At 63.4% G+C, this 17,229-nt stretch carries 20 protein-coding genes; 11 read left to right on the forward strand and 9 right to left on the reverse strand.

From position 1 onward, the window contains the following. Positions 1-8: 8 nt before the first annotated feature. From QRN22_RS04265 to QRN22_RS04275, 3 genes are read left to right on the forward strand one after another with little or no spacing between them, the layout of a single operon-like run. Complete coding sequence (locus QRN22_RS04265; protein ID WP_042556498.1) at positions 9-800, forward strand: ABC transporter ATP-binding protein; 792 nt, start codon at positions 9-11, stop codon at positions 798-800. Continuing rightward, positions 797-1,567 carry an IucA/IucC family C-terminal-domain containing protein gene (locus tag QRN22_RS04270; RefSeq protein ID WP_042556499.1) on the forward strand — a complete coding sequence of 257 codons (771 nt, stop codon included), beginning with the start codon at positions 797-799 and terminating at the stop codon, positions 1,565-1,567. Before QRN22_RS04265 ends, QRN22_RS04270 begins: the two co-directional genes overlap by 4 nt. Beyond that, positions 1,564-2,184 (forward strand): RraA family protein, encoded by a 621-nt coding sequence (locus QRN22_RS04275; protein WP_042556500.1) that lies wholly within the window; start codon positions 1,564-1,566, stop codon positions 2,182-2,184. Before QRN22_RS04270 ends, QRN22_RS04275 begins: the two co-directional genes overlap by 4 nt. 92 nt (positions 2,185-2,276) lie before the next feature. Here the strand turns inward: QRN22_RS04275 and QRN22_RS04280 are convergent, their stop codons facing one another. Then, positions 2,277-2,582, reverse strand: coding sequence for a hypothetical protein (locus QRN22_RS04280; RefSeq protein WP_231570240.1), 306 nt, complete (start codon positions 2,580-2,582; stop codon positions 2,277-2,279). Continuing rightward, complete coding sequence (locus QRN22_RS04285) at positions 2,582-3,364, reverse strand: MlaA family lipoprotein (protein ID WP_042556502.1); 783 nt, start codon at positions 3,362-3,364, stop codon at positions 2,582-2,584. Before QRN22_RS04285 ends, QRN22_RS04280 begins: the two co-directional genes overlap by 1 nt. Before the next feature lie 165 nt (positions 3,365-3,529). On the opposite strand from QRN22_RS04285, the gene QRN22_RS04290 reads away from it, so the two are divergent. Beyond that, positions 3,530-4,243, forward strand: a complete 714-nt coding sequence (locus QRN22_RS04290; RefSeq protein WP_042556503.1) for a response regulator — start codon at positions 3,530-3,532, stop codon at positions 4,241-4,243. Then, positions 4,240-5,586: an ATP-binding protein gene (locus QRN22_RS04295; RefSeq protein WP_042556504.1), complete on the forward strand. Its 1,347-nt coding sequence runs from the start codon at positions 4,240-4,242 to the stop codon at positions 5,584-5,586. Before QRN22_RS04290 ends, QRN22_RS04295 begins: the two co-directional genes overlap by 4 nt. Before the next feature lie 47 nt (positions 5,587-5,633). On the opposite strand, the gene QRN22_RS04300 is transcribed toward QRN22_RS04295, so the two are convergent. From QRN22_RS04300 to QRN22_RS04315, 4 genes are all read right to left on the reverse strand, one after another. After that, positions 5,634-7,373 (reverse strand): GGDEF domain-containing protein, encoded by a 1,740-nt coding sequence (locus QRN22_RS04300; protein ID WP_042556505.1) that lies wholly within the window; start codon positions 7,371-7,373, stop codon positions 5,634-5,636. Positions 7,374-7,531: 158 nt separating this feature from the next. After that, positions 7,532-8,719 carry an N-acetylmuramoyl-L-alanine amidase gene (locus QRN22_RS04305; RefSeq protein ID WP_042556532.1) on the reverse strand — a complete coding sequence of 396 codons (1,188 nt, stop codon included), beginning with the start codon at positions 8,717-8,719 and terminating at the stop codon, positions 7,532-7,534. Positions 8,720-8,871: 152 nt separating this feature from the next. After that, entirely contained in the window at positions 8,872-9,147 is a 276-nt protein-coding gene (locus QRN22_RS04310; protein ID WP_042556506.1) for a hypothetical protein, read from the reverse strand. Further along, a complete protein-coding gene (locus tag QRN22_RS04315; protein ID WP_156152807.1) occupies positions 9,140-9,301 on the reverse strand; it encodes a hypothetical protein in 162 nt (53 codons plus the stop codon). The genes QRN22_RS04310 and QRN22_RS04315 overlap by 8 nt, the downstream gene beginning before the upstream one ends. Before the next feature lie 80 nt (positions 9,302-9,381). Here QRN22_RS04315 and QRN22_RS04320 point away from each other — a divergent pair, with 80 nt between their 5' ends. Then, entirely contained in the window at positions 9,382-9,732 is a 351-nt protein-coding gene (locus QRN22_RS04320; protein WP_042556507.1) for a helix-turn-helix domain-containing protein, read from the forward strand. A 31-nt stretch (positions 9,733-9,763) separates the two neighbouring features. Here the strand turns inward: QRN22_RS04320 and QRN22_RS04325 are convergent, their stop codons facing one another. Both QRN22_RS04325 and QRN22_RS04330 read right to left on the reverse strand, forming a co-directional pair. Beyond that, positions 9,764-9,940, reverse strand: coding sequence for a hypothetical protein (locus tag QRN22_RS04325; RefSeq protein ID WP_156152808.1), 177 nt, complete (start codon positions 9,938-9,940; stop codon positions 9,764-9,766). Positions 9,941-10,068: 128 nt separating this feature from the next. Further along, complete coding sequence (locus tag QRN22_RS04330; RefSeq protein WP_042556508.1) at positions 10,069-10,344, reverse strand: hypothetical protein; 276 nt, start codon at positions 10,342-10,344, stop codon at positions 10,069-10,071. A 369-nt stretch (positions 10,345-10,713) separates the two neighbouring features. On the opposite strand from QRN22_RS04330, the gene QRN22_RS04335 reads away from it, so the two are divergent. The 3 genes from QRN22_RS04335 (at position 10,714) to xth (ending at position 12,987) form a co-directional block, all read left to right on the forward strand. Continuing rightward, positions 10,714-11,040 carry a helix-turn-helix domain-containing protein gene (locus QRN22_RS04335; RefSeq protein WP_042556509.1) on the forward strand — a complete coding sequence of 109 codons (327 nt, stop codon included), beginning with the start codon at positions 10,714-10,716 and terminating at the stop codon, positions 11,038-11,040. A gap of 87 nt (positions 11,041-11,127) precedes the next feature. Further along, positions 11,128-12,111: a 5'-nucleotidase gene (locus QRN22_RS04340; RefSeq protein ID WP_042556510.1), complete on the forward strand. Its 984-nt coding sequence runs from the start codon at positions 11,128-11,130 to the stop codon at positions 12,109-12,111. 75 nt (positions 12,112-12,186) lie between these two features. Next, positions 12,187-12,987, forward strand: a complete 801-nt coding sequence (gene xth, locus QRN22_RS04345) for an exodeoxyribonuclease III (protein ID WP_042556511.1) — start codon at positions 12,187-12,189, stop codon at positions 12,985-12,987. 16 nt (positions 12,988-13,003) lie between these two features. On the opposite strand, the gene QRN22_RS04350 is transcribed toward xth, so the two are convergent. Continuing rightward, a complete protein-coding gene (locus QRN22_RS04350; RefSeq protein ID WP_197077068.1) occupies positions 13,004-14,236 on the reverse strand; it encodes a two-component system sensor histidine kinase NtrB in 1,233 nt (410 codons plus the stop codon). Between the two features lie 322 nt (positions 14,237-14,558). Between QRN22_RS04350 and QRN22_RS04355 the strand changes: the two genes are divergently transcribed. Further along, the gene (locus QRN22_RS04355; protein ID WP_042556513.1) at positions 14,559-15,869 is read left to right on the forward strand and encodes an MmgE/PrpD family protein; all 1,311 of its coding nucleotides are present in this window, start codon (positions 14,559-14,561) and stop codon (positions 15,867-15,869) included. A gap of 9 nt (positions 15,870-15,878) precedes the next feature. Further along, on the forward strand, positions 15,879-17,228 hold the full coding sequence (locus QRN22_RS04360; protein ID WP_042556514.1) for an LLM class flavin-dependent oxidoreductase: 1,350 nt from the start codon (positions 15,879-15,881) through the stop codon (positions 17,226-17,228). Position 17,229: the final 1 nt, after the last annotated feature.

Here is a 17,229-nt window from a genome sequence, read left to right on the forward strand (position 1 = left end):
TCATCGACATGACTGCGATCGCGAGCCGTAACCTGACCCTGGCGTATCAACGCCAGACCATCATCGATTGCCTGGACCTGGAATTGCCACGCGGGCAGGTCTCGGTGCTGATCGGCAGCAACGGCTGTGGCAAGAGCACCCTGCTCAAGTCCTTCGCGCGGTTGCTCAAGCCCCAGTCGGGGACGGTGATCCTCAATGGCGCCGACATCCAGCGCAAGCCGACCGCCGCCGTGGCCCGGGAGCTGGCGATCCTGCCGCAGATGCCGGTGCCGCCCGAGGGCATCAGCGTGCGCCAGTTGGTCGCGCTGGGGCGTTATCCGTACCAGAGCTGGATGCAGCAATGGTCCGCCGAAGACGAGGCCGTGGTGGTCCGTGCCCTGAGCCGCACCGGCCTGGATGAGCTGGCCGAGCGCCCGGTGGACGCCCTGTCCGGCGGCCAGCGGCAACGCGCCTGGATCGCCATGACCCTGGCCCAGGAAACCGAGCTGGTGCTGCTCGACGAGCCGACCACCTTTCTCGATCTGGCCCATCAGATCGAAGTGCTCGATCTGCTGCGCGAGCTCAACCGTCAGGAGGGCAAGACCATCGTCATGGTGCTCCACGACCTCAACCTGGCCTGCCGTTACGCCGATCACATGGTCGCCGTTCACCAGCGCACCGCCTATGCCCAGGGCCGCCCGGCGGACATTCTCACCGAGGCGCTGGTCAAGACGGTGTTCGATCTGGATTGCCGGATCATTCCCGACCCGTTCTTCCATACGCCGCTGTGCATCCCCTTTGGCCGGGACATTCCGCGATGAGCTTCAGCGACGCCGAATGGGCCAGCCTGTCAGTCGCGCTGCGACTGCGCCGCGAGGAGGAACGCGACCGTGGACGCAGCCTGCCGGCTGCCGAGTTGCTGGACGAAACCACCTGTATCGCGCTGCTGGATCAGCTCGGGCCGGTGATCCTTTCGCCGTCGCGGCGCATCACCGCCTCCCTGCTGGGCAAGCGCCTGTCGTTCCTGCTCACCGGCGCCTGTCTGTACGCCATGTCGGCTTACGACAAGGGCCTGCAACTGTCGCTGGCCAACACCTTCATCGAGTATGGCCACGACGACGGTGTGTGGACGTCGTCGCTGCCGCTGCACAGCCTGGCGGTCAGCCGGCCCGAGCCGGGCGCTCGTGATGACTGGCGCGAGGCCGTGACCACGCAGCTGTTCGCCGGGCTGCTGCAGCCCCTATGGGATACCTTCTACGGCGTCACGGGCGTATCGCGGCGCATCCTCTGGGAAAACACCGCGGTGCGGGTGTACTCACTGTACGAGCGGCGCCTGGCCAAGCTCGACTGCGCCGAAACCGGCCGGCGCTGTGTCGAGGACTTTCACTGGCTGACGGAGCAGGCGCCGGGCAGCGTGTTCGGCCTCGACTACAACCCGCTCAAACACTTCAACCGGCCGCTGACGCTGGTCGACGACGGCGCGCGCGCCGTGCGCTTTCGCAGGACCTGCTGTTTCTACTACCAGGCCAGCGATCCGGTGGAGTATTGCTCGACCTGCCCATTGATCCGCCCGAGGGCCGCCAGATGACATTCGCAGCACCAGCCAACAGCATGCCCGCCGCAGTGCTCGATGCCTACCGAGGCATCGCCGCGTCGACCATCGGCCACTTTCTGCGTGAGGGCCACATTCACGGCCTGCCACCGCTGGTGGGCGACGTGCACGTCGTTGGCCGTGTGACCACCGTGCAGATCCACGCGCCGGATGGCAGCGTGCTGCGCGACGCCCTGATCGCCAGCCAGCCCGGTGATGTGCTGGTGGTCGCCAACCAGGGCGAGCGGGGCTGCGCCTGCTGGGGGGAACTGCGTACCCTCGCCGCACGCATCAAGGGCCTGGCCGCCGTGGTGATCGACGGCCCGGTGACCGACGTGCGCGCCCTGCGAGCGCTTGGCCTGCCGATCTTCTGCAGCGGCGTCAGTGCCTACACCACGCGCTCCCTCGGTGAGCACGGCGCGGTGAACGTGCCGGTGACCATCCGCGGCGTCGATGTGCACCCCGGCAATTTGCTGGTGGCCGACGACGATGGCATCTACGTGCTCGCGGCCGAACAGGCCGCTGACTTGCTGGAACGCCTGCAGAACAAGGAAGCCGCCGATGCCGCACGGCGCGCCGAGTTGCAGGCGCGGCTAGACCAGGTGGTGGGCTGAAGCCCACCCTACACGCGTCCCGAATGAGGATCGCGTCAGCTACGCGCCCCGATCCGCCCTACGGCGGGAGAGGGGCACAGGTAGGGTGGGCTTCAGCCCACCGAGCCCGCGACAAGCTGGCAGGACGACGGCCGGACAACGCTCTTTTTGTCCACCACGGCGGTCTCGGGCCCGTGCCCCTGGCTGATCATCCAGCGCAGCAGGCTGACCAGGGGCACCTTGTGGTCGCGTGTGGCACCCCAGATGGACTGGTCTTCGCAATACAGCTCGGTATAGCGGCTGAGCACCAGGTGGCGGCCATCGGCGTCGAGGCGCAGCTCGAGTTCGCGGCAGTGCAGCGACGCCCGGTCCGGCGTTCTTATCCGCCGATGCAGAAGCAGCACGTCGTCGTTGTTCATCAGTGCACCCCATTGTCGCAGCCATGAGCCAGGTCCAGCTCGGCACCGAGTTTCCCTTCGCTCACGAAGTGCGCCCGGCGCTCGGCCACGGCGTTACGCAGCGCCACGTAATAGTCGGGCTCCTTTCTCAGCTCGTCGGTCAGCGGCAGGGCCTCCGCGCGGCCATCGACGATGCCGCCGACGGTATCCACCGTACTGAGGGTTTGCACCGTATCGCTGTTGCTGCCGAACGGCGACACCGCGAAGCTCAGCACCTTGCCCGTGGCGTCGCGCAGGTTGCCGGTGCCCAGCAGTGGCAGTTCGACGATGGGGCCGTTGGCGATATTCCACACACCGAAGGTCTGGCCGAAGTCGGCGTCGTGGCGCTCCATGCCCAGCCGCCCGGACACATCCACCAGGCCAACGATGCCCACCGTGGTGTTGAGCGCGAAACGGCCCACCGTGGTCACCGAGCGCCGACCGTTGCCCTGCAGAAGGTCGTTGATGAACACCTTGGGCTCGCCGAAGTTGGCCACGAAGTTGTGCACGCCGCTCTGCACGAAGCCGGGCAGGTGCCGATAGCCCCGGGCGACCGGCGACAGCACGTAGTCGTCCACCGTCCTGTTGAAGGCGAAGATGCCGCGGTTGACCGGCTCGGCAGGGTCACGAGGTTCGTAGGTGGCCGCCTGGCAGACGGCACCGCTGCCAGCGGGTGGCGAGCTCGCGCAGCCACCTGCAAGCGCTACGGCAGCGGCGAGCGAAAGGGTGCGGACGAAGGGGGTAACGACAGTGATGGTCGGCATGCTGAAACCTCGATGGGGACTGCACCCATGCTGCCTCCTAGGTTTTGCTCGGGAATGTCTCAACTGTTGCGACAGCGCAGCTTTATTGCCGGATTGAAATATATGACGCGCCCGCGCCAATGGTTTTAGATAGCCGCTCCAGAACCTGCCGGCAGAGAGCGTTGCGTGATCCATTTACTGCTTGTCGACGATGACCTCGAAGTCCTCGCCCTGCTGAAGAAATTCCTCGAGCAACACGGCTATTGCGTCGATGTGGCAACCGACGGCGACAGCCTGTGGCAGGCGATGGAGCGGCAGTTGCCGGATCTGGTCATCCTCGACGTCATGCTGCCCGGCGAAAGCGGCCTGGTGCTCTGCCAGCGCCTGCGCAGCCAGCACGCGGTGGCGGTGATCATGCTCACCGCCATGGGCGAACTCAGCGACCGCGTGGTGGGCCTGGAACTCGGCGCCGATGACTACCTGACCAAGCCCTTCGACGCCCGCGAGCTGCTCGCCCGGGTAAGGGCGGTGCTGCGCCGCACGGGGGAGGTCAAGAGCGTGCTGAACGACAAGCCGCGACCAACCCTGGAGTTCGCCGGCTGGCAGCTGGACGTCACTCGCCGTGAGCTGCGCTCGCCGGACAAGGTGATGATTCCGCTCTCCGGCGGCGAATTCGAACTGCTTCTGGTGTTCGCCGAACATCCGCGCCGGGTGCTGAGCCGCCAGCAACTGCTCGACATGACCCGTGGCGAAGCCTTCGAGGCCTTCGACCGCAGCATCGACGTGCAGGTCAGCCGCCTGCGCCGCAAGCTGGAGGGCGATGTCAGCGCTTCACCGATGATTCGTACCGTGCGCAACAGCGGCTACCTGTTCACCCCCAGCGTGCTGGTGAAACGATGAAACTGCTGGAAAGGCTCAATCGCCCCAGCGATACCGTGGCCCGCTGGATCGCCCTGACCACCACGGCGGCGATGCTCACCGCATTGCTGTTGACCTGGCTGCTCAGCCAGCTGGCGGGTGTCTGGGCACGGCCACCCCTGCTGCAAACCGGCCTGCTGGAAAGCCTGGCCAGCATCAGCCGCATCATCGACGCAGCGCCACCCGAGCAACGGCCGTCGATTGCCAGGTCCGCCAGTGACGAGGTCTACACCACCACCTGGCTAAGCCGTTTCGACGATGCCGGGGTGCCCGCGCCGGACGACGACGCGGACTTTCGCTCCGGCGAGGACTTTCTGCGCCACCAGTTGCGCAACCCCAGCGCCAGGATCGTCGGTTACGAGCCAGCCGACTGGCCGGCCGATGACCCGCGCGCGGGATACGCCCTGCTGGTCGAGTTGCGTGATGGTTCCTGGGTGAAGTTCTCGGCTTTCACCCGCAACTGGGGCCTCGACGAGCTGCCGCGCAGCCTTGTCATCATCGCGTTGGTCCTGCTTTCGACCATCGTCGTCGCACTGGTCGCCACCCGCCATCTGGCCGCGCCCCTGGAGCGCTTCGCCCGTGGCGCGCGGCGCTTCGGCAGCGACTTTCGCGCGCCGCCGATTGCCGTCGAAGGGCCACAGGAAATTCGCCAGGCCATCGTCGCCTTCAACGCCATGCAGGCCCAACTGCAGCACTTCATCAACGATCGCACGCAGATGCTCGCCGCCATCTCCCACGACCTGCGTGCGCCGCTGACGCGCATGCGCCTGCGCGGCGAGTTCGTCGAAGACCCCGACCAGCAGGCCAAGCTGTTCCGCGATGTGGACGAGATGCAGGCCATGGTCAACAGTGCCCTGGAGTTCTTCCGCGACGACGCCCGCCTTGAACCGGCGACCGCCTTCGACCTCGCCGAACTGCTGCACACCGTGGTCGACGACTACAAGGATGCAGGCCTGGAGGTGCAATTGCGCGGCCCGAGCCGGGTGGTGTACGTGGGTCGCCCGATTGGCATCAAGCGCATGCTCACCAACCTGCTGGACAATGCCATCAAGTACGGCCATGAACCGCTCATCGAGCTGGGAGAGGGCGCGCATGCGGTGGAGATCCGCGTGCTGGACCGCGGGCCGGGCATCGCCGAAGAGCATCAGGAGGAGGTCTTCAAACCCTTCTTCCGCATCGAAGGCTCGCGCAACAAGCACACCGGCGGCGTTGGCCTGGGCCTGTCGGCCGCCCGTGCCACGGTACTCGAGCACGGCGGCAGCCTGACGCTGCGCAACCGCAAGCAGGGCGGCCTGGAAGTGCGAGTGGTGCTGCCGTTCGCCTGACGCCGGCTTACCTGCACGGCCGAAGCGCAAGGGCCATGGCGATCGACCTAGATGGCCAGCTCGCTGCGGTTGCGGCCATTGCGTTTGGCTTTGTAGAGCGCCTCGTCGGCCAGGGCGCGCAGCGTCTCGACATCATCGTCCTCGGCCTGGCTCGCCAGCGCGACACCGAAACTCGCCGTCACGGCGATGGGGTGATCCAGGCCGAGATCGAACGGCGCTTCGCTGATGGCACCGCGTATGCGCTCGGCGAAGTGCAGGGCAGCCTCGGCGCTCGATAGCCACAACTGGATGGCGAACTCTTCACCACCAATTCTGGCGATGCGCTCCTCTCCGCGGATCTGCGCCTGGCAGCGCGCGGCGATGAGCTGCAGGAGCCTGTCTCCAGCCGGGTGCCCATAGGTGTCGTTGACGCGCTTGAAGTGGTCGATATCGAACAGGATGATCGCGCGTTGGCGGCTGTCGTCCTGTGCGGGCGCCTGGAACAAGCGGTCGAAGGCGCGGCGATTCGGTAGCCCGGTAAGGTGATCGGTTTCCGCGTTGGCCTTCAGTTCGGCGATCAGTTCATCACGTTCACGACGCACCACGTGGGCCTGTCGCAGCTGACGCTCGAGCTCCTGCAGGGTCTCGAACACGCTGTAGCCATCGTCCGCCGAGACCGGGAGCGCCGTGCTGTGCGAATCGATGAGCGTCATGATCCTGTGCGTGCCCAGCAGCAGCGGTTTGATTACCCGCCGCCTGAGCCACAGATAGCCGGCAGCCAGTAGCAGCAGGAGCGCGAATCCCGAGCCGGCAACCAGCAGCAGGTGGGTCATCGATGTTCGAGTCGTGCGCTGCAGGTCGGTCTTGGTCAGGCGCAAGGTGGTGTCGCGCAAGGCGATGATGCTGGCCATGTGCGGCACATAGCGCTCCGCGAATGCGGCCGGGGTTGGTGCCGTGTGCCGGGCCAGGGCATCCATCACGTTACGGTGCAACTCCATTCCTTCACGGCTATACGCCTGTTGCATGCTTGCATAGGCAGTCTTCAACTCGCGTGTGGCCGCGCCACTGAAGTGGTTCGGCAGATTGTTCATGCCGAGGCCGAGCTGCACCTGCAATTGTTCGAGGCGGCCCTCCGTGAGCTGCAACTGGCGAATTTCCGCAGCGTGCAGAGGGCGCTGCTCGGCCAGCGCCGGGGTCAGCTGTGAGCCCCAGCGGCCAGCGACCTCTCTCAGCCGTGCAGCCCAATAGGTGTTGTACAGCGTGGCACCGATCTGCGGGGTGCGGCGAACCATGTCGCGGGCAAACCAATCGACGAGTGGGAACATCCGCTCCGTTGCCGCGATCATGGCCGAGACGGCCTCCGCGAGGCTCGCCGGGTCGCGCTGCCCGACCGGCTGCGACAGCAGACTGTCGACCCGTCCGCGCGCGCGCTCCAGGGCTTGGCTTATTTCCGCTACGGGGTAGGGCAATGCTTCGCAGGGCAGGCAGCCGGAAATCGCCACCTCGAGAGAGCCGAGCCTCTCGTCGCTCAGGGTTCGGGCACGCTGCAGTCGCTGCGGATCTCCACCGAGGCCGCCGAGCATGCCGTTGGTAGGCCCTCGCTCGGCGGATATGGCTTCCATGGTGCGCAATGCTTCTTCGAATACGCTCAGTTGCGTAAGGGTTTTTGCCTGTGCCCGGTAGGTGCGATAGAAGTCGGTAACTATCAGCGTAAAACTCAGCACAATGCCCAGGCTGACGACCACCAGCGTAGTATTGATCCACTTGTCCAGGCGTGTGGCGACGTGCAGCGGTCCGCCTGCCAGCATAGGTCACTTCCCATTCAATGCGCGTGATTCGATCGTGCGTTGGATTCCTCAGTATAGTGGCGCATGGCTATTTATCGATACCAGCCGAATGCCTCCCATGTTCGGGATGCACGCGGCTGGCCACTTGCCTTGGGGGACTGATGCCTAGCTGACAGCGCTCAGCTGACGGACCTTTCTTTCTGGCTGGCGAGGAAGGTGCCCACCGGAGGGCGAGCTGCGAAGTGTTTCTGCACGCCGTTGCAAATGGCTTCGGCGACGCGCTTCTGGTGAAGAGGGTCGCAGAGCTTGCGGCAATCGGCGGGGTTCGAGATGAAGCCGGTTTCCACCAGAATCGAGGGAATGTCCGGCGACTTCAGAACGGCGAAACCTGCCTGTTCGACGCGTTTCTGATGGACGCCGGCAACCTTGCCGACATCATCGAGAATGGTCTTGCCCAGATCCAGGCTGGTGGTGATGGTGGACGTCAGTGACATGTCCAGCAGTACCCCGGCCAACACCGGGTCCTTGTTCTTGAGCGAAAGCAGATCCCTGGCGCCGAGCAGGTCCGCGCTGTTTTCACGCTCGGCCATCCAGCGTGCGGTGGTCGAGGTGGCGCCATTTTCCGACAGGGCGAATACCGAGGCTCCCGATGCGCTCTTGCGGGGCGCGGCGTCGGCATGCACGGAAATGAAGATGTCGGCGTTGTGGCGGCGCGCGACTTCTACCCGTTTTCGCAACGGAACGAATACATCCTGGTTGCGCACGAGTTGCGCCTTGAAGCCACGCTGGCGGTTGAGCTTCTGCGCAAGCAGCCTGGCGATGGCAAGGGCCACGACTTTTTCCTGTTCGCCCTGGCTGCCCAGGGCGCCAGGGTCCTTGCCACCGTGCCCGGCGTCGATCACCACGACCACGTCCCGTAGCGAGCGATTGTCGGCGGGCTGCTGCTCGGCGACTCTGTGCGTGACGGGGGCGTTGCCGTGCAGGTCCACGACCAGCCGGTGGCCCTCACTGCCGGCTGGCCCCAGGAGGAAGCTTTCCACCCGGGCAGGCTGCTTCAGATCGAGCACGATGCGCGTGCCAGCCGACTGAGCGCCGCTGCGAATGGCGCTGACCACCCGGCTGCCGACGGACAGCTCGTCGAGGCTAGTGAGAATGCCCGTATCGGTGAGATCCACGACCAGTCGCTCCGGGGCCTTCAGGGAGAAAATCTGGTATTTGGCCGGACCGCTCAATTCGAATACCAGCCTCAGTTTCTCTCCATCGTCCCATGCGCGAGCGTGGAGGATTTTCTGCGAGGCGGATGCGGCCAAGGCCCAGGGGAGGGTGATACCGGCCAGGGCGAAGTGCAGTAGTTGACGTCTATGCATGATCATTCGCTTCCGAGCTAACGTAACTTGAAATGTTATGTTATTGCATTATCGCTCGGTATGTAAGGTGCTCCGATCAGACTCCTGTACCGTTCTCGCGGGCCTGGGGTACCGCGTGCCGATACCCCTGCCAGCGACGCCCATTGGGCCATTCAGGCACCGTCGTGGCCATCTCGCGCTTCACGCAGCGCCTGGCGATAGAGGGCTACCAGTTCCTCGACCAGGTCCTTGGCGAACAGATAAGCCACGCGTATCTCCAGGCTGTCGGTGCGTTCGTTCTTCTTGCCGAGCAGCTCGTTGAACAGACAGAGCAGCAGGTCCGCGCGTTGCTCGGCTTCGCTCTGGGCATCGAGTGATTGGCTGCCGGGCCTGGGAGTGGGGCGTTTTCGGCCGGGGAAGGGGGGGATGGGAGGGCGCGAATCAGTCATGACATCCCTCCCAAGTGATCGATTCTTCGTCGAACAAAAGAGGTTGGGCGAGATGATCGGCGTGCAGATCGAGGATGGTCACCTCGGCAAAGCCTTTTGCCGAAGTAACGTCGATCCACGCCCTTGCTTGTGCTGAGGTACGGGTGGCATGCATCATTCGAGTCCATTCAAAAGCATCCAGTAACTAGGAGATTACCATTCAATAGAGTGGTGTCAATAAGGAATTCTATTCAAATGACTGGTATTGGAGTTCGCCTGCGCGAAGAACGTGAGCGACTGGGAATGTCGCAGGTTGTTTTTGGTGAGCTGGGTGGCGTCAAAGCCAATGCACAAGGCAAGTACGAAAACGGTACGCGCTTTCCTGATGCCGCTTACCTTGCTGCTGTTGTAGATGCAGGTGTAGACGTTCTCTATGTCATCACCGGTGAGCACAAACTGGAGCGTGCCGACAGCATCTCGCCTCTTGAGGCCAGGCTTCTAGAGGATTTCAGGCGGCTGGAAAATGATCAGCGCAAGCACACCAGCACCATGGTCCATGCACTGGCCGAGATGGCGGGTCGCTACGACACCAGCGGGCCTGAGTAACTAGCGCGCGTAGAAGCTTCAGGCCAGCGGCCTAGGGCTTTGCCTCGCGCTCGGTAAGCTCGACCACCTTGGCAGCCGCATCCAGCTCACTGGTGAACATGAACGCCTCGCCATTATCGGCAACGACCTGGAACAGGGTGTCTCGATCGGGGTGGCGGTATTCAGCCGGGATATCGTCACCCTGTAGCTGTTTGAGTATTGCGGACATAGGGTTGCCTTTCTGAACGTGAGCCGTTCCGGTTCTGACGCCCGCGAGCCGGTGAAGTGCCTGCTGGATTTCCGTGCGTAACCCGGGCTCAGGTGCCAGCTCGCAGGCCTCTGGTAGAGCAGGGCGGTTCACTCGGGGTCGTCATCTCCCCGTGCTTCACTCAGCGCCTGGCGGTAGAGCACCACCATCTCATCGAGCAGGTCCTTGCCGAACAACGATGCCGCGAGCACCTGCAGCCCTTCCGGATACTCGCCTTTCTTGCTGATCAGTTCGTCGAACAGATCGGTCAGCATGCCTGCACGCAGCTCGGCATCGCCCTGGGCATCGCGAGGTGGGACGTAGTTCTTGGGGATAGGGCTGTGCCGCCGGGGGAATCGAACAATGCGGCTGCGTGGCTCAGTCATGGCGCACCTCCTGTGCGGAGGTGGTAAGGCCGTTTTCGCGGGCAAAGGGGTGCCCTGTTGTACACGCTGAATAGTGCATTTCCTTATGCTCCTCGAACATCTCGAAACGCCGTCATTGCGGTGATGACGGATCCTGCTGGCTGCGCTCAACGCTTGAGCGCCATAGGTTTACATGCCTGGTTGCCTGGTTTTCAGCCCCCCCTTTCCGGAACGGCCAATTGTGGCCTCGAACCCTTGCCCGGTAAGGCAGGCGTCGGCATAGTGGTGTGGATTCGTGCCATTGCATGTGGTGATGAGCGGTAAGCATGGTCCATTAAAATGGACCAGTCAAATTTACGGGTTCAATAAGTTGACAATTGGTGCTTTGATTTGACAATTGGAATTCGTCTCAAGGAAGAACGCTCGCGCCTGGGTCTCAACCAGACCGATATGGGGGCTGTCGGCGGCGTGGGCAAAACCACCCAGATCAACTACGAAAAAGGCGCCGGCGCCCCGGACGCCTTCTACCTGGCCGCCGTGGAGCGCCTGGGCGTGGATGTGTTGTACGTGGTGACCGGCGAGCGCCGGCCCGCGGCCGCGAACAGCATCAGCGGCGCCGAGCAGGACCTGCTCGAACACTTCCGCAAACTGCCGGAAGGCGAGCAGGGCTACACCACCACGATGCTGGCGGCACTGGCGCAGAGGGTTGGGCGCTAGGAAAGCGCTCTGCAGGGCGTTTCCTCATGGGCTCTTGGCGGCTCATCGCTATTGCTCCCGGATTCATTTGTGCTTCAGGAGTGCAACGTGCCTTATGAATTAGATGGCCGCCTGGTAATCGGCGTCGCTTCCAGTGCTGTCTTCGACCTGCAGGAGTCGGACTCGGTATTCCAGAGCCAGGGTGAAGAGAATTACCGGAAATTCCAGGAGCTGAATCTGGATAACCCGTTGCCCAAAGGCATTGCCTACCCCTTCATCAAGCGGTTGTTATCGCTCAATGACCTCAGCGCCGATCCGGCCGACCCCCTGGTAGAGGTGGTGTTGCTCTCGAAGAACGACCCGGACACTGGGTTACGCGTGATGAAGACCATCGAGCACTACGGGTTGCCGATGACCCGAGCCATTTTCATGCAGGGCAAATCACCCTATGAATACATTCCTGCTCTGAACATCGCGCTGTTTCTGTCGGGTGACAAAACCGATGTCGAGTCGGCAATCAAGGCCGGTTACCCAGCGGGGCAGATGCTCGAGTCCAGGTTCGACGATGACGAGACCGACCAAAGCCTGCGTATTGCGTTCGACTTCGATGGCGTGCTGGCAGGTGATGAAGCCGAGGCGGTCATGCAGTCAGCGGGGTTGACCGAGTTTCACGCTCACGAAGTCAAGAACGTGATGCAGCCCCATCACCCAGGGCCATTGAAAGAGTTCATGGTCAGGATCTCGAAGATCCAGTCAGTAGAAGAGCAACACAAGAAGCTCAATCCTGGCTATGAGAACCGGATTCGCGTCTCGATCGTCACTGCCCGGAATGCCCCCTCCCACGAGCGTGCGATGACCACCCTGAAAAGCTGGGGCGTGATGGCGAACGACGCATTCTTCCTCGGCGGAATCGAGAAGGGACGAGTGCTCGCGGTGTTGAAACCGCACATATTCTTCGACGATCAGCCAGGGCATCTCAAGTCAGCGAGTGCGGTCGCTCCCTCGGTACATGTGCCCTTCGGTATTACCAATCAGGCCGTCATCGAGCCGCCACCTCCGGTTGATTCGGACCTCGCCGAAAACGCCCGCTGACACCCGGATCATTCTTCCTGACTGAACCCTGCCGCAACGGGTCATACGTCTACGACGAATGATCAGGACGACACGATGAAGCGCCTGCGGATCGCCACCTTCAATATCAATGGCATCAACGCGCGGCTTCCGAACCTGCTGGCCTGGCTGGCGCGCGAGGCGCCGGATGTCGTCTGTCTGCAGGAACTGAAGACGCCTGACAAATCGTTTCCGGCCAAGGACATCGAGGCGGCGGGGTATGGCGTGGTGTATCAGGGGCAAACTGCCTGGAATGGCGTGGCGATCCTGGCGCGCGATGCGCAGCCCCTGGAAATTCGCAGAGGCTTGCCGGGCGCGGAATGGGACAAGCAGGCTCGCTACATCGAGGCAGCGGCGCATGGTGTGGTGGTGGCCTGCCTGTACCTGCCGAACGGCAATCCACGCCCAGGTCCGAAGTTCGACTACAAGCTCGCCTGGTTCGAGCACCTGATCGAGCATGCCCAGACCCTTCAGGCCCTCGAACACCCGGTGGTGCTCGCCGGCGACTTCAATGTGGTGCCGACCGACGTCGACATCTACAACACCCGCTCATGGTTGAAGGATGCCTTGCTGCAGCCGGAAAGCCGTGAGTGCTACCAGCGGCTGCTGGATCAGGGCTGGGTGGATGCGGTTCGCCATCTTCATCCCCGCGAACAGATCTTCACTTTCTGGGATTACTTCAGGCGCCACTGGCAGACCAATTCGGGGTTGCGCATCGATCATCTGCTGCTCAACCCCGCTCTGGCTCCCTATCTCGAATCTGCCGGAGTGGATACCTGGGTTCGCGGTGAGGAGCACCCGAGCGATCACGCGCCGACCTGGATCGAAATCGGCAGCCGCAAGCGGAGGCGTCGCTAGCCATCCGCTCACGGGCTCAGCCTTCTTCGCTTCCCTTGACCGCCAGGGAGTGCTCGGTGCCATAGCAGGGGAAGTACAGCTTGACGCTGGTGCCCTCGTTCAGCCGACTCTCCACGACCATCTGGCCATTCATGTCGGTGACCAGGCCCTTCACCATCGTCAGCCCCAGGCCTGGGCTCTTGTCAGCCGCCTTGGTCGTGTAGAAGGGGGTGAAGATGTGTTCCAGCACGTGGGGCGCGATGCCGGTGCCGTTGTCGGCAATATCGATCACCACATAGCGACCCGGTCTGAAATTGGCGTTGTGGTGGGGGAAATTGCTGCGGTCGAGGTGTGCATTGGCGGTGCTCAGGGTCAACACGCCGCCCTGAGGCATCGCCTCTCGCGCATTCACCACCAGGTTGAGAATGGCACTTTCGAGGTGCTGCCTGTTGGCCTTGAGAAAGGAGGTGTCCGACGCCAGCTTGAGATCGACGGCGATCTGCTCGCCAACCTCATTGCCGATCAACGCGCTCATGCCGAGCAGAATCTGGTTGGGATCGACTCGCTGGAGCTTTCTGCGGCGTGTGCGTGCGACCAGCAGCAGCTCCTCGGCCATCACCGTGATGCGATCCGTGGCTTCCTTGCACAGCGTGTAGTAGGCGCGCAGTTGCTCGGACCCGCCGCTGAGTATTTCCTTCTCCATCAATGACAGGCTCATCGACAGGCTGGTCAGTTGATTGGTGAAGTCCTTGCCGACGCTGCTGTCGACCTTGCCGGCCAGCTCCATCTTCTGCGCCTGGAACAGCGCGCTTTGCAGGTTGTCTTGCGCTTGCGCCTGTGCAGCGTGCTGACGCAGATCCTGAACGCTGTTCATGAAGCCAAGCATGGCGCCATCGTTGCCAAACAGCGGCACGATATTGGCGAGGATTGGAATCTGGCTGCCGTCACGCCGTTCGACCACCAGCCGCAGGTTGGTAACCGCCTTCTGGGTGAGCAGGACCGCAGCCAGGGGGGACTGGTCGTGGGGGATGTGAACCCCATCTTCGTTGCGCAGACGGTATGCGCCCGAGTACATGACGGGCCCTTTGCTCAGGTCTGGCGATTCGCCCCAGATCTCTGCCGCTTTAGGGTTGTAGGTGACCAGATTGCCAGCGGCGTTACACAGGTAAACGCCCACCGGCAGGAATTCGATGAGCTCGTGACCGAGTTTTCTTACGAGAGGGGCATCCGCTGGTAGCCGTAGACCAGTGGCTTGTGGTGTGTCCGCCATGTTGGCTCCGTTCGGCCATATAGCGCTAGGGTAGTCCCTAAGCACAGCAAATGCGACTGGCACGGCCCTGCAGGATGTGGTCGAGCGCAGCGAGACCCAGGGGCGATCCTGACATGAAATGGCGATGGGATCGAAGGCGCTCGGCATGCCGTGCCGGTTAGTCCGACGCCCTGCCGAGGTTGTGGCTGCGCTTCATTGGTTATGTCTTTTGGCGCTAAGCAAATAGCTTTTGGATATTTGCGGCGCTTTTCACAGGCAAGGAAAATGCCCGGTGGTTAAAAAATCTTGATGTAGGTCAAAGCCTTACTTTTAAAGGTGCCTTTTGAACACTTCCCTTAGCGGCCGGTTGGCCAAGGCGCTTTTCGACATCCATCCAGGTGAACGTGAACGTCAGCATGCCCGTGAAGGGGTGATGGATTACTTCGCGTGCCTGCTGCCTGTACAGTTCGGCGTGCTCGCCGATTCCGGGCTGGCGCCTGTTCGCGAGGTATTCCCCGCAGCGGGCAGTACGGAGAACCAGGCGCTGCAGCTGGGTTACATGAGCCATGCGCTGGACTTCGACGACTATCACGCGACGTTTCGCGGGCACCCCACCACGGTGGTGCTCTCCACACTGCTGGCGTTGAGCGGACGCTATCCGGGCCAGGCGTCTGACGATTTTCTCGATGCCTATGTGGTCGGCGTGGAACTGGCCGGCCGCTTGGGCAAGGCCATTGGCACCCGTCATTACGCGGCTGGCTTGCACAGTACCGCGACCCTGGGGGTGATTGCCGCCGCCGGTGCTGCCAGCCGCCTGCTGCGTCTGCCCCTGGAGCAGACCGAGGTCGCCATCGGCCTTGCCGCTACCCAGGCTTCGGGGCTGCGCGCCCAGTTCGGCTCTGCTGCCAAGGCGCTGCATGCCGGCTATGCGGCGCGCAGTGCGGTCAACAGCGTCGAGCTGGCCCGTAGCAGGTTCGCGGCGCAGCGCCAAGGGGTGCTGGAGGCGTTTCTCGCCACGCTCGGGTTCGGCGTGGCCCAGCCGGCTGACCTGCTGGCGGGCTGGGGCGAGCCATGGCGGATCATCGCGCCGGGGCTGGAGTTCAAGCGTTACCCCACCTGCGGCGGCACCCACAGCGCTGCCGAGGCGGCGTTCGTGTTGCGCGAGCGGATCGACACTGAACTGGACGCCGTGCAGCGCATCGAAGTGAGCTTCCCGCCGGGGGCCGATACCGCGCCGAACATCATCGCGCCGGTCAATGGCGTGGAGGCGCGCTTCAGCCTGGAGTACGTGATCGCCGATGCGCTGATCAACGGTGCGGTGTCCCTCGAACGCTACGGCGAGGCAGCGGTCGAGCCGACCATTGCCGCACTGGCTGCGCGGGTGAGCCGCGTGCCGGACCTGAATGCGCCGGCGGACGAGCTCGACCCGGACCTGCGCTTTCACCGGGTCACCCTGTTCATGGCCGATGGGTCTTCCCACAGCCATTGCGTGACCCGCAAGGAGACCGCCGCACTGCCCACCGACGTGCAGGCCAAGCTGCACAAGAATCTTCGATCGCTGCCTGATGAGCGGGTGTTCGCGATCAGTCAGGATCTACGCCTTGCAGACGATGCCGCGTTGCATCGCCTGATCTCACTCGTTGGCTTTCAATAAGGATTGGTTATGTCCGTGCAACAAACGTCGCCCCGTCAGTTACGCCTTGGTCTGTTCGTGCAGGCGTTGGGGCACCACGTGGGTGGCTGGCGTGCCGAGGGCGCAAAAGGTTCGCCCACCGATGTCGAGTGGTTCACCTGGATCGCCAAGACCGCGGAAGCGGGCAAGTTCGACATGTTCTTCGTCGGCGACGCCTTGGCTACCAGCGTGCATCGTCTGCCGTCCACCATGTCGCGCCTCGAACCGCTGACCCTGCTGTCTGCGCTGGCCGTGCAAACCAAGCACATCGGCCTGGCCGCCACGGCCTCCACGACCTTCGATGAGCCGTTCCACCTGGCCCGCGCGCTCTGCTCGGTGGACCACATCAGCCACGGGCGTGGCGCCTGGAACGTGGTCACGTCGTTTTCCCTCGACGCGGCCCGCAATTTCAGCCGCGAAGACCTGCCGTCCCACGCCGACCGCTATGAAATGGCTCGCGAGTTCCTCGATGTGGCCTTCAAGCTGTGGGACGGCTGGGAGGAGGGCGCCATCGTCCGTGAGAAGGACACTGGCCGTTACTCCGACGACAGCAAGATTCACGCGGCCAACCACAAGGGCAAGCACTTCCAGGTGCAGGGCCCGCTGAACATCGCGCGTTCTCCCCAGGGCCGCCCGGTGATCATCGAGGCGGGTTCTTCGCCTGCCGGCCAGCAACTGGCGGCGCAAACCGCCGAGGTGGTGTTCACCGCGGCGTCTTCGCTGGAAGAAGGCCAGGCGTTCTACAAGAGCCAGAAGCAGTTCGTGCGTGACGCCGGTCGCCAGGCTGACCACCTGCTGATTCTGCCGGGGGTGATGCCGATTGTCGGGCGCACCCGCGAGCAGGCGCAGGAAGTCTGGAACCAGCTCAATGAGCTGGTGGATATCGACAACGGTATCGAGCAGCTGTCCGCCCGCTTCGGGGTGGACATGACCGCCTATCCGCTCGATGGCCCGGTGCCGGAAATCCCCGCGACCGAAGGCAGCCAGAGCCGCGTCAAGCTGCTCACCGAGCTGGCCGCCCGGGAAAACCTGACCCTGCGCCAACTGGCTGCGGTGGCTGCTGGCTCGCGCGGCCACCGTGTGGTGGTCGGGACCGCGGAAGATATCGCCGATGACTTCCAGCTGTGGCTGGAGCAGGGCGGTGCCGATGGTTTCAACATCATGCCCGCCGTGCTGCCTGACCAGCTGGAACTGTTCGTCGAGCTGGTGATTCCCGAGTTGCAACGCCGCGGCCTGTTCCGCAGCGAATACCAATACAGCACGCTGCGGGAAAACCTCGGCCTGCCCCCCGTTGAAGAAAACTTTGCCGCCGTTGCCCCGCTGGCAACCGAGAAGGAATAAG

The sequence above is a fragment of the Pseudomonas sp. MEJ086 genome (genome assembly GCF_030209025.1).
Taxonomy (GTDB): Bacteria; Pseudomonadota; Gammaproteobacteria; order Pseudomonadales; family Pseudomonadaceae; genus Aquipseudomonas; species Aquipseudomonas fulva_A.